General features: G+C 66.9%; 14 protein-coding genes and 1 pseudogene. 11 read left to right on the top strand and 4 right to left on the bottom strand.

Going from position 1 to position 15,822, the window contains the following annotated elements; genetic code table 11:
* Positions 1 to 456: 456 nt before the first annotated feature.
* Positions 457 to 1,215 (bottom strand): ABC transporter ATP-binding protein, encoded by a 759-nt coding sequence (locus ACN4F8_RS03040; protein WP_419472243.1) that lies wholly within the window; start codon positions 1,213 to 1,215, stop codon positions 457 to 459.
* 16 nt (positions 1,216 to 1,231) lie between these two features.
* Positions 1,232 to 2,266: a Bug family tripartite tricarboxylate transporter substrate binding protein gene (locus tag ACN4F8_RS03035; RefSeq protein ID WP_419472242.1), complete on the bottom strand. Its 1,035-nt coding sequence runs from the start codon at positions 2,264 to 2,266 to the stop codon at positions 1,232 to 1,234.
* A 161-nt stretch (positions 2,267 to 2,427) separates the two neighbouring features.
* On the opposite strand from ACN4F8_RS03035, the gene ACN4F8_RS03030 reads away from it, so the two are divergent.
* From ACN4F8_RS03030 to ACN4F8_RS02985, 10 genes are all read left to right on the top strand, one after another.
* Positions 2,428 to 3,435, top strand: a complete 1,008-nt coding sequence (locus ACN4F8_RS03030) for a PQQ-dependent catabolism-associated beta-propeller protein (protein ID WP_419472241.1) — start codon at positions 2,428 to 2,430, stop codon at positions 3,433 to 3,435.
* Positions 3,435 to 4,637, top strand: a complete 1,203-nt coding sequence (locus ACN4F8_RS03025; RefSeq protein WP_419472240.1) for a branched-chain amino acid ABC transporter substrate-binding protein — start codon at positions 3,435 to 3,437, stop codon at positions 4,635 to 4,637. Before ACN4F8_RS03030 ends, ACN4F8_RS03025 begins: the two co-directional genes overlap by 1 nt.
* Positions 4,619 to 5,461: an ABC transporter permease gene (locus ACN4F8_RS03020; RefSeq protein ID WP_419472239.1), complete on the top strand. Its 843-nt coding sequence runs from the start codon at positions 4,619 to 4,621 to the stop codon at positions 5,459 to 5,461. The genes ACN4F8_RS03025 and ACN4F8_RS03020 overlap by 19 nt, the downstream gene beginning before the upstream one ends.
* Positions 5,462 to 5,470: 9 nt before the next feature.
* On the top strand, positions 5,471 to 6,268 hold the full coding sequence (locus tag ACN4F8_RS03015; RefSeq protein WP_419472238.1) for a quinoprotein dehydrogenase-associated SoxYZ-like carrier: 798 nt from the start codon (positions 5,471 to 5,473) through the stop codon (positions 6,266 to 6,268).
* On the top strand, positions 6,265 to 7,230 hold the full coding sequence (locus ACN4F8_RS03010) for a quinoprotein relay system zinc metallohydrolase 1 (RefSeq protein WP_419472237.1): 966 nt from the start codon (positions 6,265 to 6,267) through the stop codon (positions 7,228 to 7,230). Before ACN4F8_RS03015 ends, ACN4F8_RS03010 begins: the two co-directional genes overlap by 4 nt.
* 323 nt (positions 7,231 to 7,553) lie before the next feature.
* Positions 7,554 to 9,251: a PQQ-dependent methanol/ethanol family dehydrogenase gene (locus ACN4F8_RS03005; protein ID WP_419472244.1), complete on the top strand. Its 1,698-nt coding sequence runs from the start codon at positions 7,554 to 7,556 to the stop codon at positions 9,249 to 9,251.
* A gap of 87 nt (positions 9,252 to 9,338) precedes the next feature.
* Complete coding sequence (locus tag ACN4F8_RS03000; protein WP_419472236.1) at positions 9,339 to 9,659, top strand: c-type cytochrome; 321 nt, start codon at positions 9,339 to 9,341, stop codon at positions 9,657 to 9,659.
* Entirely contained in the window at positions 9,656 to 10,216 is a 561-nt protein-coding gene (locus ACN4F8_RS02995) for a hypothetical protein (protein ID WP_419472235.1), read from the top strand. The genes ACN4F8_RS03000 and ACN4F8_RS02995 overlap by 4 nt, the downstream gene beginning before the upstream one ends.
* Before the next feature lie 2 nt (positions 10,217 to 10,218).
* Positions 10,219 to 11,055, top strand: a complete 837-nt coding sequence (locus ACN4F8_RS02990; protein ID WP_419472234.1) for a tetratricopeptide repeat protein — start codon at positions 10,219 to 10,221, stop codon at positions 11,053 to 11,055.
* A gap of 103 nt (positions 11,056 to 11,158) precedes the next feature.
* Positions 11,159 to 12,166: a catalase family peroxidase gene (locus tag ACN4F8_RS02985; protein ID WP_419472233.1), complete on the top strand. Its 1,008-nt coding sequence runs from the start codon at positions 11,159 to 11,161 to the stop codon at positions 12,164 to 12,166.
* A 41-nt stretch (positions 12,167 to 12,207) separates the two neighbouring features.
* Here ACN4F8_RS02985 and ACN4F8_RS02980 read toward each other — a convergent pair whose 3' ends face one another.
* Both ACN4F8_RS02980 and ACN4F8_RS02975 read right to left on the bottom strand, forming a co-directional pair.
* Positions 12,208 to 13,959 (bottom strand): methyl-accepting chemotaxis protein, encoded by a 1,752-nt coding sequence (locus ACN4F8_RS02980; protein ID WP_419472232.1) that lies wholly within the window; start codon positions 13,957 to 13,959, stop codon positions 12,208 to 12,210.
* A gap of 168 nt (positions 13,960 to 14,127) precedes the next feature.
* Positions 14,128 to 15,333, bottom strand: coding sequence for a helix-turn-helix domain-containing protein (locus ACN4F8_RS02975; protein WP_419472231.1), 1,206 nt, complete (start codon positions 15,331 to 15,333; stop codon positions 14,128 to 14,130).
* A 158-nt stretch (positions 15,334 to 15,491) separates the two neighbouring features.
* Here ACN4F8_RS02975 and ACN4F8_RS02970 point away from each other — a divergent pair.
* Positions 15,492 to 15,822, top strand: a pseudogene (locus ACN4F8_RS02970) (transporter); the annotation flags it as partial.

The following is a 15,822-nucleotide window of genomic DNA, read 5'->3' as shown; positions in this document are numbered from 1 at the left end:
GCGCAAACACTCAAAGCTAGACTTCCTCAGCCCAGTCGACTTTGAGCAAGGCTTAATGGGCTAAGCAAACCGTCCGGGAAACTGGGGGAAGCCCACTTCTGTCGCTTGGTAATCAGAACCACCGTGCTAGGTGGCCTCAGCCAGCAACCGGCTGAGCGTAGTGTTCTCGGACTCCAACTCATGCAGGAGCTAGATGTTGACTTGCAATAGGTTGTTCCCACCGAGGCGGGCAGTTTCGGGCTGCTGGCCCGAGTGTCGGATGCCAACGACCGCACCATCTCGCATGGCGGCCGTTCGAGGCAGCTCAAGTCGGATGGTCCAATGGCCGCTTGGTGCCGGTATGAGTGAGCCCGCCCGCCTCTGGCCAGCGTCAGAAGACGCTGCATACAAGTTGTCACGCCCCGAGCAACCCCGCATCCCCTGCAAGCCGCTCGTACAACCACCCGCCACACTCCCTCAAACCGTCCCTCTCCCCAACTGCTTCAACACCTCCGCCTGAAAGTCCCCGCCTTCGCTTTGCGCCATGAATTCGGCGGCCGATCCTTCAAAGCGCACCGCGCCCTGGTGCAGCAGCATCAGCCGGTCGGCGTGGCGGGTTTCTTCGATCAGGTGGGTGGCCCAGAGCACGCCCATGCCCCGGCTCTGGCACAGGCTGCGCACGGTGTCCAGCAGTTGCTGGCGGGAGGCCGGGTCCAGGCCCACGGTGGCTTCGTCCATGAGCAGCACGCGGGGCTCGTGCAGGAGCGCGCGGATGAGTTCGATCTTGCGGCGTGTGCCGCCCGATAGGCTGCGCACCACCGCTTTGGCCTGGTCGGTCAGGCCGATGGTCTGCAGCAGGGCGGTGATGCGGGCGTTGGCCAGCTTGCGTGGCATGCCGTGCAGGTCGGTGTGGAAGTGCAGGTTGGCCATGACGCTCAGGTCCATGTCGAGCGCGCTTTGCTGGAACACCACGCCCAGGCCGGCCAGCGCGCGGCTGGGGTGCTGGCGCATGTTGTGGCCCAGCACCTCGATGCTGCCCTGGTCGGGTGTGAAGAGCCCGGTGAGCAACTGCAGCAGGGTGGACTTGCCCGCGCCGTTGGGGCCGAGCAGGGCCACCATTTCGCCGGCGCGCAGGGTCACGTCCACGCCTTTGAGCGCGGGCTTGGCGCCGTAGGCCTTGTGCAGCTGGGTGGCCTGGAGCAGGGGCGTGTTGGTGGCGGTGTGGGGTTCGGTCATCGGGAGGAGCGGAGGGTCAGGCGCCGTTGGTCTTGGCCAGCAGGTTCATGCGTTGCAGCAGGCGCTTCTCGCGCTCCACCGTCTCCAGCACGGCCCGGCGGTAGTCGCGGGTGTTGAGGTAGTCCAGCGTCTGATCGTAGCGGGCGAGTTCCTGCAGGTGGCGCTCGCTGTGCATGGCTTTGGCAAACGCGTCGTGCAGGCGCTGCACCACGGCCTCGGGCGTGCCATGGGGTGCGGCCAGGCCCCAGGGCGAGGTGTAGACGGATTGTTCGTAGCCCAGCTCGCGCAGCGTGGGCGCGTCGGGCCAACGTGGGCTGCGCTGGGCGCTGAAGATGGCCAGCACGCGGATCTTGCCCTGGTCGACCCAGGGTGCGAAGCCGGTGGAGTTCACGCCCGCCATCACCTGGCCACCGGCCACGCCGATCATCTGATCGGCGGTGCCTCGGTAGGGCACGTGCACATAGCGGATGTTGTTCTGCAACAAGATCTCTTCGGTGGCGATGTGGGCGGTGGTGCCGATGCCGGTGGAGCCGAGGATGAGCTGACCCGGATGGGCCTTGGCCCAGGCCAGCAGGTCGTTGAAACTTTTCCAGGCGCTGCTGGCCGGCACCAGCACACCGAAGGTGGTGCCCGACACCTGCACGATGGGGCTGAGGTCGGCCACCGGGTCCCAGGGCACCTTGTTCATGAGCGCGTGGCGGTACACGGTGATCGGCACCTGGCCGATGGTGTGGCCGTCGGGCTCGGCGGCCTTGAGCAGCGGCGCCACCTGCGTGCCGGCGGCGCCGGGCTTGTTGATGACCACGATGGGCTGGCCCAGCAGCGGCGCGGCCTCTTCGCACAAGATGCGCAGCGTGAGGTCGGTGGCGCCACCGGCGGGCCAGGGCACGATGAGCTGGATCGGGCGCTGCGGAAACGGCCCGGTGGCCTGCGCCAGCGCGCTGGACGCCAGACCCGACGCACCCAACGCACAGCCCGCGCCCCACCCCAGGAACTGCCTGCGCGAAGCGAGTGGCTGCGCAAGGCAGGGTCGGGGGGAGCGTTGTGTCATCGGGTGTGCCGTTTTGTCTCAGGGTTTGTCCGTAGCAGCAGGGTGGGGCGTGCCTGCACCATCATCGTGTGGGCGTTTTGCAGGCAATTTCCACGCCCGTTGCGCTGGCACTGATTTTGCTGCCGTGCTTCGCACTAACCATAAATCAAGGAGACATACCGATGCTTCGTTTCGCTCGTTCAGCACCCGCCCCGCAGGGCCTTCGCCACATCGCCTGGGCCGCCGTGCTCGGCTGCGCGCTGGCCACCCCACTCGCCGCGCTGGCCCAGGGCAAGGTGTACGTGTCCAGCGAGAAGGACAACAAGATTTACGTGTTCGATGCCAAGGGCGAGCGCCTGTCCGCCATCGACACCTGCGAGCGTCCGCGCCACATGATGTTCAACGCCAACCGCAGCCAGATTTATGTGTGCTGCGGCGACAGCAACCAGCTCGGCGTGGTGGACACGGCCAGCGGCAAGATGACCGGGACTGTTCCATTGGGGGACAGTCCGGAGATTTTTGACCTCAGCCCCGACGGGAAGACGGTGTATGTGTCGATCGAAGACGAAAACGTGATGGCCGCCTACGACCTCGCCACGAAGAAACCCCTGTTCGAGGTGAAGACCGGCGGTGAGCCCGAAGGCGTGCTGGTCACGGCCGATGGCAAGTTCGCCTACGTCACCTCCGAGGTGGCCAACGTCGTGCATTACATCGACCTGGGCCAGAAGAAGGTGCTCAAGAACATCAAGGTGGGCAAGCGCCCGCGCCGCTTCGTGCTGGCCGAAGGTGGCTCCGAGCTGTGGGTCACCAACGAGCTCGACGCCACCGTGAGCGTGGTCAACACCAAAGACCACAGCGTGAAGGCCACCATCAAGTTCGCGGTGCAGGGCATGCGCGAGGCCGACATCACGCCCGTGGGTATGACCCCGAGCACCGATGGCAAAACCATGTGGGTGGGCCTGGGCAAGGCCAACCATGTGGTCGAGGTGGATGTGGCCACCAAAAAGGCCGGCCGCCAGGTGCTGGTGGGCAAACGCGCCTGGGGCCTCACCATGCACCCCGATGGCAAGACGCTGTACGTGACCAACGGCCTCTCGGACGACATGACGCTGATCGACACCGCGAGCGCCAAGGCCATCAAAACCGTGGCCGTGGGCCGCGTGCCGCACAGCGTGCTGGTGCAGCCCTGATGCGGGTGCCCGCTTTGCAACGGGCAGCGGCCACCTTGGCGCTGCTCGCCTCGGTGGCCTGGCCGGCGGCGCAGGCCGCCACCACGCAGATGACCCTGGCGGTGATCTCGCTGGCCGGTGACGCGCGCTACGCCAACCGCCGCATGGAACGCGGCTACCCCGGCCACCCGCAGGGCCGGGCGTTGCAGGGCGTGCAACTGGCGCTGGAAGAGGCGGCGTTCGAGCTCGACACCGCCGGCATCGCGCTCACCGTGCGCGACGTGGTGCTGCCCGACATGGCAGCCCTGCCCAAAGCCCTGGCCGACTTGAAAGCCGCCAAGGTGCAGCACCTGGTGGCCGACCTCCCGTTGGCCGAGCTGCGCCAGCTGGTGCAGATTGCACCCGCTGCGCTCGGTGGCGCAGTGGTGTTCAACACCGGGCTGGACGATGACAGCCTGCGCGCGCAGAACTGCGCCGCGCACCTGCTGCACACGCTGCCCAGCGCCAGCATGCGCGCCGACACACTGGCGCAGTACCTGGCCGCACGCAACTGGCGCAAGGTGCTGCTGCTGCAGGGCCCCGAGCCGGGCGACGTGTTGATGGGTGCCGCCTTCACACGCGCGGCCAAACGCTACGGCCTGAAGATCACGCAGACCAAACCTTTCAAGCTCAGCGGCGACCCGCGCGAGCGCGACCTCTCCAACACCCGCCTGCTCACCGGTGAGCGCGAACACGAAGTGGTGGCGGTGATGGACGCCGACGGCGAATTCGCCCGCACGCTGCCCTACGCCACGCAGTGGCCGCGCCCGGTGGTGGGCGCCAGCGGGCTGGTGGCGCAAGCCTGGCACCCGCAGTGGGAGCGCAACGGTGGGCCACAACTCACGCGGCGGTTTCAGAAGATGGCGCAGCGCCCCATGCAGAGCCACGACTGGGCCGCCTGGGCGGCGGGCAAGGCGGTGGCTTCGCTGCTGGTGGACGACGCCAAGGCTCCGGTGCCGCAGCAGCTCAAGAAGCTGCGCGCCGGCTCCGTGGTGATCGACGGCTTCAAAGGCCCGCGCCTGAGCTTTCGCGCGTGGGACGGCCAGTTGCGCCAGCCCATGTTCGTTAGCCACGTGGACGGCGTGGTGGGCCTGGCGCCGCTGGAGGGTGTGCTGCATCCCAAGGAAGTGCTGGACACACTCGGCGTGGACGAAACGGAGAGCGCATGCAAACAGCGACCCTGATCCCGCCGGCGGGTCAGCCTTCATTGCCGGTGCACCTGGCGCGCGCGCTGCGCGCGGTGGTGGGCCGCGAGATCGGGCGCTTCCTGCGCCAGCCTTCTCGCCTGGGCTCGGCGCTGGTGCGCCCGCTGCTGTGGTTCGTGGTGTTCGCGGCGGGCTTTCACAACGTGTTCGGTGTGGCCATCATCCCGCCGTACGAGACCTACATCGAATACAAGGTCTACATGGTGCCCGGCCTGCTGGGCATGGTGGCGCTGTTCAACGGCATGCAGAGTTCGCTCTCGATGGTGTACGACCGCGAGATGGGCGTGATGCGCCTGCTGCTCACCGCGCCGCTGGCGCGCGGCTGGTTGCTGGCCTTCAAGCTGCTCGCGGGCACCTGCCTGTCGGTGCTGCAGATGGTGGTGTTCCTCGGTATTTCCTGGGCTTTCGGCGTGGAGATCGCGCTGCAGAACCTGCCGGGTCTGCTGGTGGCCATGGCGTGTGGCGCCACGCTGCTGGCAGCACTCGGTCTCATGCTCTCGGTGTATGTGAAGCAGCTGGAGAACTTTGCCGGCACCATGAACTTCGTGATCTTCCCGATGTTCTTCATCAGCCCCGCGCTCTACCCGCTGTGGAAGCTCGAAGAGTCGGGCGCGTACTGGCTGCTCAAGCTCGCCGAGTTCAACCCCTTCACCCATGCGGTGGAGGCCATGCGCTTTGCGATGTACGGGCAGTTCAACACCACATCGTGGGCGGTGGTGGTGGTCTGCAGCATCGCGTTCTTTGTGCTGGCGCTCTGGGGCTACGACCCGCAGCGCGGCTGGATCCGCCAGAAGGGTTCCTGAAAGATCTTCATGACACATGACAACACCCGTCGCCTGCTTTTGGGCGCTGCGCTGGGCGCGGCCAGTTCCCCGCTGTGGGCTGCTGTGGACCACACCGGCGGTGATCCGCTGGGCTCCATGCAGTGGCCCGGCTTGCGCAAGCAGTACCTGGGCGACGCGCCCATGCGCTTTTCCAGCGCGGTTTTGGTGAGCGGCCCGACCTTTGCTGATGACGCGATGAACGTGCCGCTGCTGGTGGACGCGCGCGGGCTCGGCAACACGGGTGGTGGCGTGGTGCGCATCCAGGTGGTGGTGGACCGCAACCCGGTGCGCGAGGTGCTGGAGTTCGAACCGCTCAAGGCCCTGCCCATGCTGGCGTTTCGCATCCGCCTGGAACAGGCCTCACCCGTGCGCGCGCTGGTGCAGACGCGGGACGGCGCCTGGCACGTGGGCAGCACCTGGGTGCAGGCCGCCGGGGGTGGCTGCACGGTGCCCGGCGCCACGCGGGCTGATGGTTCGTGGAGCCGCACGCTCAACCAGGTGCAGGCGCGTTTCTTCAACAACGTGCTCGAGGGCAGCCGGCGCCTGCGCGTGCGCGTGATGCACCCCATGGACACCGGGCTGGTCGCGGGCGTGCCCGCCTTCTACATCGAACAGTTGCAGTTGGTGGACGGCGCGGGCGCGCCCTGGTGGCGCCTGGCGCTGCACGAGCCGGTGTCGGAAAACCCGCTCATCACCTTCGAGCTGCCGCCGCAGAACGGGGGCCGCTTCCGGCTGCTCGGACGCGACAACAACGGCAACCGGATCGACGCCGAGGTGAGCGCTTGAAAAACCTCTTGCTGTGGCTGGCCGCAACGCTGGCCAGCGCGGCCATGGCGCAGCCCAAGCCCGACGTGGCCCGCCTCGACTACGACCTGCGCCCGCGCCAGATTGCCGAGCGCACCTGGGTCATTGAAGGCGCGGTGGATGACTTCTCGCGCGCCAACGGCTGCAACATCATCAACACCGCGTTCATCGCCACCGGCGCCGGTGTGGTGGTGGTCAACACCGGGCCATCGCGCAGCTACGGCGAGCAGCAGCGCCGCGCCATCGAGCGCATCACGCGCGAGCCGGTGGTGCGCGTGCTCAGCCTCAACCTGCACCCCGACTACTTCTTCGGCAACCAGGCCTGGGCCGACGTGCCCACGCAGGCCTTGGCCGGCAGCATCAGCGGCATGCAGGCCGAAGGCCGTGCCTACGCCGACAACCTCTACCGCCTGTGCGGCGACTGGATGAAGGGGACCGAGTCCACGCCCTCGCGCCAGACGGTGGAGCCCGGTGTGATGCAGATCGGCAGCCACCGGCTGGAGCTGCGCCGCCTGAGCGGTCACACCAGCGACGACCTCGTGCTCATCGACCACACCACCGGTGTGCTGTATGCCGGTGGCCTGGTGTTTGCCAACCGGGTGCCCACCACGCCGCACGCCGACTTTGAAGCCTGGCAGGCCAGCCTGGTGAAGCTCTCCCAGTGGATGACCGACCACCGCATCCGCCAGGTGGTGCCCAGCCACGGCCCGCTGCACAGCGGCATGGGCGGCGTGGAGCAGACGCGCGACTGGCTGCGCTGGCTCACCACGCACATGCGCGAGAGCGCCGAGCGCGGCCTCGACCTGAGCGAGGTGCTGCGCCTGCCGGTGCCCGAGCGCTTCCAGGCCTGGGCCGCGCAGCCCGCCGAGCTGCACCGCAGCATCACCCAGTGGTACCCGCGTTACGAGCAGCAGGTGCTCGTCGGCCCCGCCACCCGGCGCTGACCGCGAACTGTTGCAGGCCCGCGGGCCGGTGATTCATTTTTGAACACTGTCACCGCCGCGTGACAGATGTCCAGCGCGACATGGCGCATTTGCAACCGCCTGTCGCGCCCGACGTGCTCGCAAACCCTCGGAAAACCCCCGCAAAACGCGCTTGAGCGGGTGCGGCAGAGCCTGGCACAGATGTTGCCATTCAGGACGCGTGCAGCCCACAGACTGACCTGTCGCGTCGGGCATCACGAGCGGCCGGGCATGTTGCCTGGACGCGGCCATCCAACCCACAGACGAGCAGGAGACAAACTGTGAAACGCACCCTACTGAGCCTCATGATCATGGCCGCCACGGCCCACGTTGGCGCCCAGGGCGTCACCGACGCGATGATCGCCAACGACGCCAAGTCGCCCGAGAACGTGTTGAGCTGGGGCCTCGGTACCCAGGGTCAGCGCCACTCCGACCTCAACGGCATCACCGCCAAGAACATCAACAAACTGGTGCCCGTGTGGTCCATGTCGTTTGGTGGTGAGAAGCAGCGCGGCCAGCAGTCGCAGCCGCTGATCAACAAGGGCAAGATGTTCGTGACGGCGTCCTACTCGCGCATCTACGCGGTGGACACCAAGACCGGCGAGAAGCTCTGGAAGTACGAGCACCGCCTGCCCGAAGGCATCATGCCCTGCTGCGACGTGATCAACCGCGGCGCCGCGCTCTACGACAACCTGGTGATCTTCGGCACGCTCGACGCGCAGCTGGTGGCCCTGGACCAGGACACCGGCAAGGTGGTGTGGCGCGAGAAGATCGACGACTACGCCGCCGGCTACAGCTACACCGCCGCACCGCTGATCGCACAAGGCCTGCTCATGACCGGCGTCTCCGGTGGTGAGTTCGGCGTGGTCGGCCGCGTGGAAGCGCGCGACCCCAAGACCGGCAAGATGGTCTGGTCGCGCCCCGTGGTCGAAGGCCACATGGGCTACAAGGACGGCAAGGAAAACGGCATCTCCGGCACCACCAACGCCAGTTGGCCCGGCGAGACCTGGAAAACCGGCGGCGCCACCCCATGGCTGGGCGGCACCTACGACCCGCAGACCGGCCTGGCCTACTTCGGCACCGGCAACCCCGGCCCATGGAACAGCCATGTGCGCAAGGGCGACAACCTGTACTCGGCCTCCACCGTGGCGATCGACCCCAAGACCGGCAAGATCGTGTGGCACTACCAGAACACCCCGAACGACGGCTGGGATTACGACGGTGTGAACGAGTTCATCACCTTCGACATGGACGGCAAGCGCATGGGCGCCAAGGCAGACCGCAACGGCTTCTTCTACGTGAACGACGCCACCACCGGCAAGCTGGTCAACGCCTTCCCGTTCGTCAAGAAAGTGACCTGGGCCACCGGCATCGACCTGAAGACCGGCCGCCCGAACTTTGACGACACCAACCGCCCGGGCGACCCGACCGCCGCCGGTGGTGACGGCGCCAAGGGCAAGGCGGTGTTCTCGGCACCCGGCTTCCTGGGTGGCAAGAACCAGATGCCCATGGCCTACAGCCCACGCACCGGCCTGTTCTACGTGCCCACCAACGAATGGGGCATGGAGATCTGGAACGAGCCGATCACCTACAAAAAAGGCGCTGCCTTCCTGGGTGCGGGCTTCACCATCAAGCCGCTGTTCGACGACCACATCGGCTCGCTGCGCGCGATCGATCCCAAGACCGGCAAAGTGGCCTGGGAAGTCAAGAACAACGCGCCGCTGTGGGGTGGTGTGCTGACCGCAGGCGACCTGGTGTTCTGGGGCACGCCTGAGGGTTACCTCAAGGCAGCCGACGCCAAGACCGGCAAGGTCGTGTGGCAGTTCCAGACCGGCTCCGGCGTGGTGGCGCCTCCCATCACCTGGACCGAAGGCGGCGAGCAGTACGTGAGCGTGGTCTCCGGCTGGGGCGGTGCTGTGCCTCTGTGGGGCGGTGAAGTGGCCAAGAAGGTCAACTTCCTCGAACAGGGCGGCTCCGTCTGGACCTTCAAGCTGATGAAGTGATGCTGTGAGGTGCTGGCCTGGTGCGTTGTGCGCGCCGGGCCGGCACCTCCTTTTCTTTGTGTCTTTCAGTTTTCAAGCAGACCTGCCATGCGCTCGACCCTTCTCATTGCCTCCCTGATCACCAGCGCCAGCGCCTTCGCGCAAACCGATCTGGCCGGCGCGCCCGACCTGGCCAAAGCCAGCGGCTGTTATTCGTGCCACGCCAATGGCGAAAAAGTGGTGGGGCCTTCGTTTGCCGCCATCGCAGAAAAATACGCGACCGAGAAAGACGCCGCTGCGTCGCTCGCGCAATCGATCCAGAACGGCTCCAAAGGCAAGTGGGGCCGCATTCCCATGCCCGGCCATGCCAGCCTGAGCACGGCCGATCTCAAGACCCTCTCGACCTGGGTGCTGACCGTCAAGCCATGACGGCCCTGCGCGCGGCCGCCCTGGCGCTGCTGCTCGGCAGCGGCGGTGCGAACGCGTTTGATTTCAACGGCGAGAAAGCGCTGATCGCTGTGACCAAGGACGGCGCGCGCACGAAGATTGGCCGTGTGGTGTTCACACCCGTTGCGGGTGGTGCCAGCGCCTTCAAGGTTCAGATGGACCATGCGGTGATGCGCGACCACTTTCTTTCCATGCGCGAGTTCAAGTGCCTGCCGGCCGAGCAGGAAATCTCGTGCTTCGTGCCGTACCCCTACGCACAGCCCGGCACCGCATCCGGCACACAGCTCGCGTGGCTGGAGCACAGCCTGCTGTTCTTCTACAAACAGCCCAAGGACTTTGGTGCCAAGCTGTGGAACGGCATCGCCTTCACGTTCAGCGCCACGCCCACCGCGCTGGTGGGCCTGCCGCAGGCGGTGGACCTCAACCGCATCGGTGTGCCGCCCGACAACCTGAGCGTGCCGCCTTACGGCCCGACGGACCGCGACCCCTTCACCCCCGGCGCGCGCTGGCTCACCGAGCTGCGCATCGAATCCCCCTGACCATGTCTGGAGACACCGAAATGATCCATCCGCGCACCCTGCTCGGCGCTGCGCTGGTGGTGCTCACCAGCGTTTCACAAGCACAAGACAGCCACCGCGGCGACTGGCTGCGCAACCCCGCCATGGGCAACTACAAGGCCTACGCCGAGTTCAAGATGGCCCACTACGCCGAAGCGCGCGAGGTGTGGGAAACGCTGGCCGAGGTGGGCAATGGCGATGCGCTGTTCAACCTCGGCATCCTGGCCGAAGACGGCCTGGGCGAACCCAGCAACATGAAGAAGGCCGAAACGCTCTACACCAGTGCCGCGCAGGCCGGCAACTTCAAGGCGCAGTACCGCCTGGGCATGTTGTACAGCGCGGGCAAGCTGCTGCCGCGCGACGTGGAGAAGGCGCGCGTCTTCCTGACGCTGGCCGCACAGGGCGGCGACAAGGACGCCATCGCCACGCTGGCCACGCTGGGCCAGCCAGCGGCCAGCCTCACGCCCTACCAACGCGCCGAATTCATGAGCGCCACCGGCGAGCACACCCAGGCCGCCGCGCTCTACCGCGAGCTCGCCGATGGTGGCGACCGCCGCGCGCAGACGCGTCTGGCCTGGATGTTTGAAGCCGGCCGAGGCGTGGAGCGCGACCTGTCCGAGGCCGCACGCCGTTTCGAGAGCGCGGCCGTGGCCGGCGAAGCCGAGGCGCAATATGCACTGGCGGTGATGTACCGCACCGGCAAGGGCCGCGAGCGCGACGTGGCGCAAAGCCTGGTGTGGCTGCGCCAGGCCGCCGGGCAGAGCTACCCGCCGGCGGTGGCGGCGCTGGCGTCCAGCGAGAGCGCTGGCGTGGGGCTTTGACACCGCTGCCGGCAGACCGCTCTGACAACCCACAGAATCCACAACGCGTCCTTGTGAACGCACCTGTTGTCCTGCCCTCCACCCACCACCAGCGAGCCCCACCATGAACACAGCCTTTTCACTGCCCACCCTGATGTCGGTCGTTGCCTGTGCGGCCACGCTCAGCGCACCCGCAATGGCCCAGGTCGACCCCACCCGCATGGTCGATGCCTTCGAGCGCGCCGGCGGCAAGTTCGAGGGCTTCCGCCGCTCGGGTGCCAAGGGGGTGTGTGCCACCGCCGAGTTCGTCGGCAGTGCGCAGGGCCGCGAGCTGTCGGTGTCGTCGGCCTTCAGTGGCCAGCCGGTGCCGGTGGTGGCGCGCTTCTCGATCGGCGGGGGCAACCCCAAGGCGCCCGACAACGGCAAAAGCCAGCGCAACATGGCGCTGCAGTTCGACCTGCCCAACAACGAGACCTGGCTGATGGGCAACATCTCGGCGCCGGTCTTTGGCGCGTCCTCGCCCGAGCAGATGCTCGCCCGCCTGGAGGCCATCGCGCCCGATCCCGAGACCAAGAAGCCCAACCCGGAGAAGGTCAAGGCCTTCAACGACGCCAACCCCGACACCTTGCTGCAGGGCAAGTACTTCGCCAGCCAGCCGGTGCCGGCCAGCTTCGGCAAGGTGAACTACTGGGGTGTGCACGCCTTTGCGTTTGTCGATGCCAGCGGCAAGAAGCAGTTCGGCAAATGGATCTTCGAGCCGGTCGGTGGCACCCAGAGCCTGACCGACGAGGAAGCCCAGGCCAAGGGCCCCGATTTCCTGCACGCCGACCTGCGCCAGCGCGTGGCGGCCGGTGGCGTGGCTTTTGACTTCAACCTGCAACTTGCACAGCCCGGCGACAAGCTCGACAGCGCCGTGACGCCGCTGCCGGCAGAGCGCAAGAAGGTCACGCTGGGGCGCCTCACCATCAAGTCGGTGGCGGCCGACTCAACCGGCCCTTGCGTGACGATCAACTTCAACCCGATGGTCTTGCCCAAGGGTGTGGAGCCGTCCACCGATCCGATGCTCGCCGCGCGGGCCGCACCGTACGCGGTGTCGATGGGTCGCCGCCTGAGCGAAGGCCCCAAGCAGTGATGTGAGCTGCGCTGGGCGACACGGCGCGCCCAGCGACCCGCTCAGAACGATTCCCAATCGCCAGCGGTATCGGCCGAGGCCTGCGCAGGTTCGCGGCGTGGAGCGGGCTGAGCGGTCGGCGCTTTGACCGGTGGCAGCGCCGGGCGGGCAGCGGGCTTTTTCTGGGCCACGGGCGGCAGCGATTTCCGGGGTGCCGCCACCGGTGCCGAGGCGCGCAGCACCGGTGTGACCGGGCTGAAGCTCACCGCGTTGCTGGAGAGGCGGAACACCGCCACCGCCTGCACCAGGTCGGTGGCCTGGGTGCGCAGGCTGCTGGCTGCGGCGGCCATTTCTTCCACCAGGGCAGCGTTTTGCTGCGTGGCCTGGTCCATCTGGGTCACGGCTTCGCCGATCTGGGCCACGCCGTCGCTCTGCTCTTTGCTGGCCGAGCTGATCTCGCCCATGATGTCGGTGACGCGGCGAACGCTGTCCACCACCTCGTTCATGGTGGCGCCGGCTTTGTCCACCAGCGCGGTGCCGCTCTCCACGCGCTCCACGCTGTCGTTGATGAGCTGTTTGATCTCTTTGGCTGCTGCCGCGCTGCGCTGGGCCAGGTTGCGCACCTCGCCCGCCACCACCGCAAAGCCCCGGCCCTGTTCACCGGCGCGCGCAGCTTCCACCGCCGCGTTCAAGGCCAGGATGTTGGTCTGGAAGGCGATGCCGTCGATCACGCTGATGATGTCGCTGATCTTGCGGCTGCTCTCGTTGATGCCCTTCATGGTGTCCACCACCTGGCTGACCACCTGACCGCCCTGTACCGCCACCGTGGACGCGCTCTGCGCAAGCTGGTTGGCCTGCAGGGCGTTGTCGGCGTTCTGGCGCACGGTGGACGAGAGCTCTTCCATCGACGCGGCGGTCTCTTCCAGCGCGCTGGCCTGGCTCTCGGTGCGTGAGCTCAGGTCCTGGTTGCCCTGGGCGATCTGTTCGCTGGCGCTGGACACCGACTCGGAGCCACTGCGAACGCGACCCACCACCTGCACCAGACCGGTCTGCATGTCGGCCAGGGCCTGCATCAGCACACCGGTTTCGTCTTTGGAGCGCACCTGGACCACATGGGTCAGGTCGCCAGCGGCCACCGCACGGGCGAGTGCCACGGCTTCGTTGATGGGGCGGGTGATGGAGCGGATGATCCAGGTCGCCACGATGGCTGCGATGAGGGCGGAGAGCAGCACCGCCACCACGATGGTGATGATCAGGTTCTTCACCGTGTCCTGCGCCACCTGGCTGGCAGCTTGTGCGCCCTCGGTCTGGAAAGTCACGGCATCGTCGATGCTCTTGAAATAGCTCAGCTGCACCGGGCGAACCACATCAAAGAGCAGGGCGACGGCCTGCTCGCGCTCGCCAACGTCGAGCAAGGCCATGAACTTGTCCACGCCCTCGCGGAACGGCTTGCGGCTGTCCTGCAGCTTGGCCTGGAATTCGCGGCCCTTGGTTGAGGTGATCAGGGCATCGACCTTGGTGGTGAGTTCATTGACCCGGGTGCGCGACTCGGCGATGGCCTGCTTTTCCCCGGCAATCTTGGCCGAGTCGTTGAACAGGGCCATGTTGCGGATCGCGCGGGCCTGGAAGTTGGCCTCGTCGCGGATGAGCTCCATGTTGGCAATCACCGCCATGCGGCGTTCGGTGATGTCCACCAGATCGGCCTCCACCGACACCGTGCGGGTGACGCTGAGCGCGCCAATCATCAGCAGCATGGCCACCAGCAGGGTGAAGGCGCCGATCAGGCGTGTTGAGATCTTGAGGTTGCTGAACATGGGGGTTCCAAGAGGTTGGATCGGTACCGGCCGGATCCGAATGACCCGACGCTTGTCAGGGATATCGACCGAAGCAGAGCTGAATTTAAGGAATTCCATCGCCCGAGAAGGGCAGACAAGCACGGGATCTACCGCGCTTGTCTTGGTTTCAGCCGTTTTCTCCGGTCTTCAGCCGGCTTCGTCTCGCCACTGTTGCATGCGGCGGTAGAGCAAGCCCCGCGAAACGCCGAGCAGGCGCGCGGCCCGTGCCACGTTGCCCTTGCAGCTGGCCAGGGTGGACTCGATGACCGCGCGGCTGGCGTCCTGCAGGGTGTGCGGCGCTGTTGCAACGGCCTGCGGGATCGTTGCCACCGGTTCGACCGCAGAGGGTGGCTCGATTTCGGCAGCGGCTCGCATCGAGGCCTGAGGCTGGACCTCGATCCACAGCGTCAGGCCGTTGGGCAGGCGCTGGGCATGGAGCAGGCCGCGCCGGCCCAGGTCCATCAGCGCGTCGAACGTCAGGCCCAGCATGGCTTCGCTGGAGCGGTCTGTGTCGGGGCGCGCGCCGCAGCCCAGCAGGCTCGTGCCGATGGTGTTGAGCCACACGATCTGTCCGGCGCCGTCCACCGCCGCGAGTCCTTGCAGCGGCGTGCCGATCATGCTGCGCCCGTACTGGAAACGCAGCAGCAACAGGCGGGCGGACTGCACCTCGAACAGCCGGTTTTCGATCACGGTGGCGACCATGCGCACCACCACCATGGGGTCGAAGCTGAAGGCGCCGCCCTCGCAGGAGATATCAAGCACGCCGGCCAGGCTGCCGTTGGCGTGGTGCACCGGAGCGGCCACGCACTGCATCGAGCGGATGCGGTCGAAGAAGTGTTCACCGCCGCGCACGAGGCAGGCCTCTCCGGTGCGCGCCACCACGCTGGGGGCGCTGGTGCCGATGGTGTCCTCATCAAGGTGCACCCCCACGCGCGTGACCATGGGCATCAGCAGACCTTCGCCTTTGGCGGTGGGCGTGGAGCGCACGACCACGCCCTCGTGGCTGGTGAGGATGGCTTTGCAGGGCGTGCCGGCCAGCGTGGCGTCGAGCTGGTCAAGGTCTGCGCTGGCCGCTTGCAGCAACTGCCGGTTGCGCCCCAGCACGTTGACCAGACGGGACTTGGTGACCGGATCGAAGCCGAGCGGTTTTTCCGGATCGCGGCGCGCCCCGACGCAGCGGATCCACGACTGGATGACCTGCTCCGACACCAGTCCCGAAGGGCGTTCGCCCTCGGCGAAAAAGCGCTCGCGCGCCAGGCCGATCCGTTGTTCGGGTGTGGCGAAAAATGGGTTGGGCGCTTGAAAGCCGGCGTGCTTCGCAGGTGCGCGAGTTGTGGGCGAACTGGACTTCATGGCTGCTCCCGAGGTCAGAAATGTGTTCTGCGGCGAGACACTGTTCGCACCGGGTATTTACCGAGATGCGAGGCACCGGAGTCCAAACGTACGATCGCCGCGCCCTCAGGGCCCGACCGGGAAACTCCCCGGACGGCATTCAAAAACCGGAGACCCACGTGCCCAACTTTTCCCACCCGAACAAGCGCTGCTCCAAGGCCCTGGCCTTGAGCGCGATCACCGCCGCCACACTGCTGGCCTTGCCGGCGCACGCCATCGACGTCGATGCGGGCGACTACACCGCGCTGCCCGCCGGCACCACCCTGGGCCTGGTGTACTACCAGCACGCCACGCGCGACAAGCTCTACGCCGGTGGCAACCAGGTCGCGATCAACCCCAAGCTCACCTCGGACATCGGCATCGTGCGCGGCGTGCACTTCATGGAGATCGGTGGCTACATCGTTGATCCGCAGTTCCTGCTGCCGTTCGGCAAGCTCAGCGCCAAGAACG

Source organism: Hydrogenophaga sp., assembly GCF_048549895.1.
GTDB lineage: Bacteria > Pseudomonadota > Gammaproteobacteria > Burkholderiales > Burkholderiaceae_C > Hydrogenophaga.
Note: the sequence above shows the minus strand (reverse complement) of the source record. Positions and strands in the feature narration are given on the sequence as shown.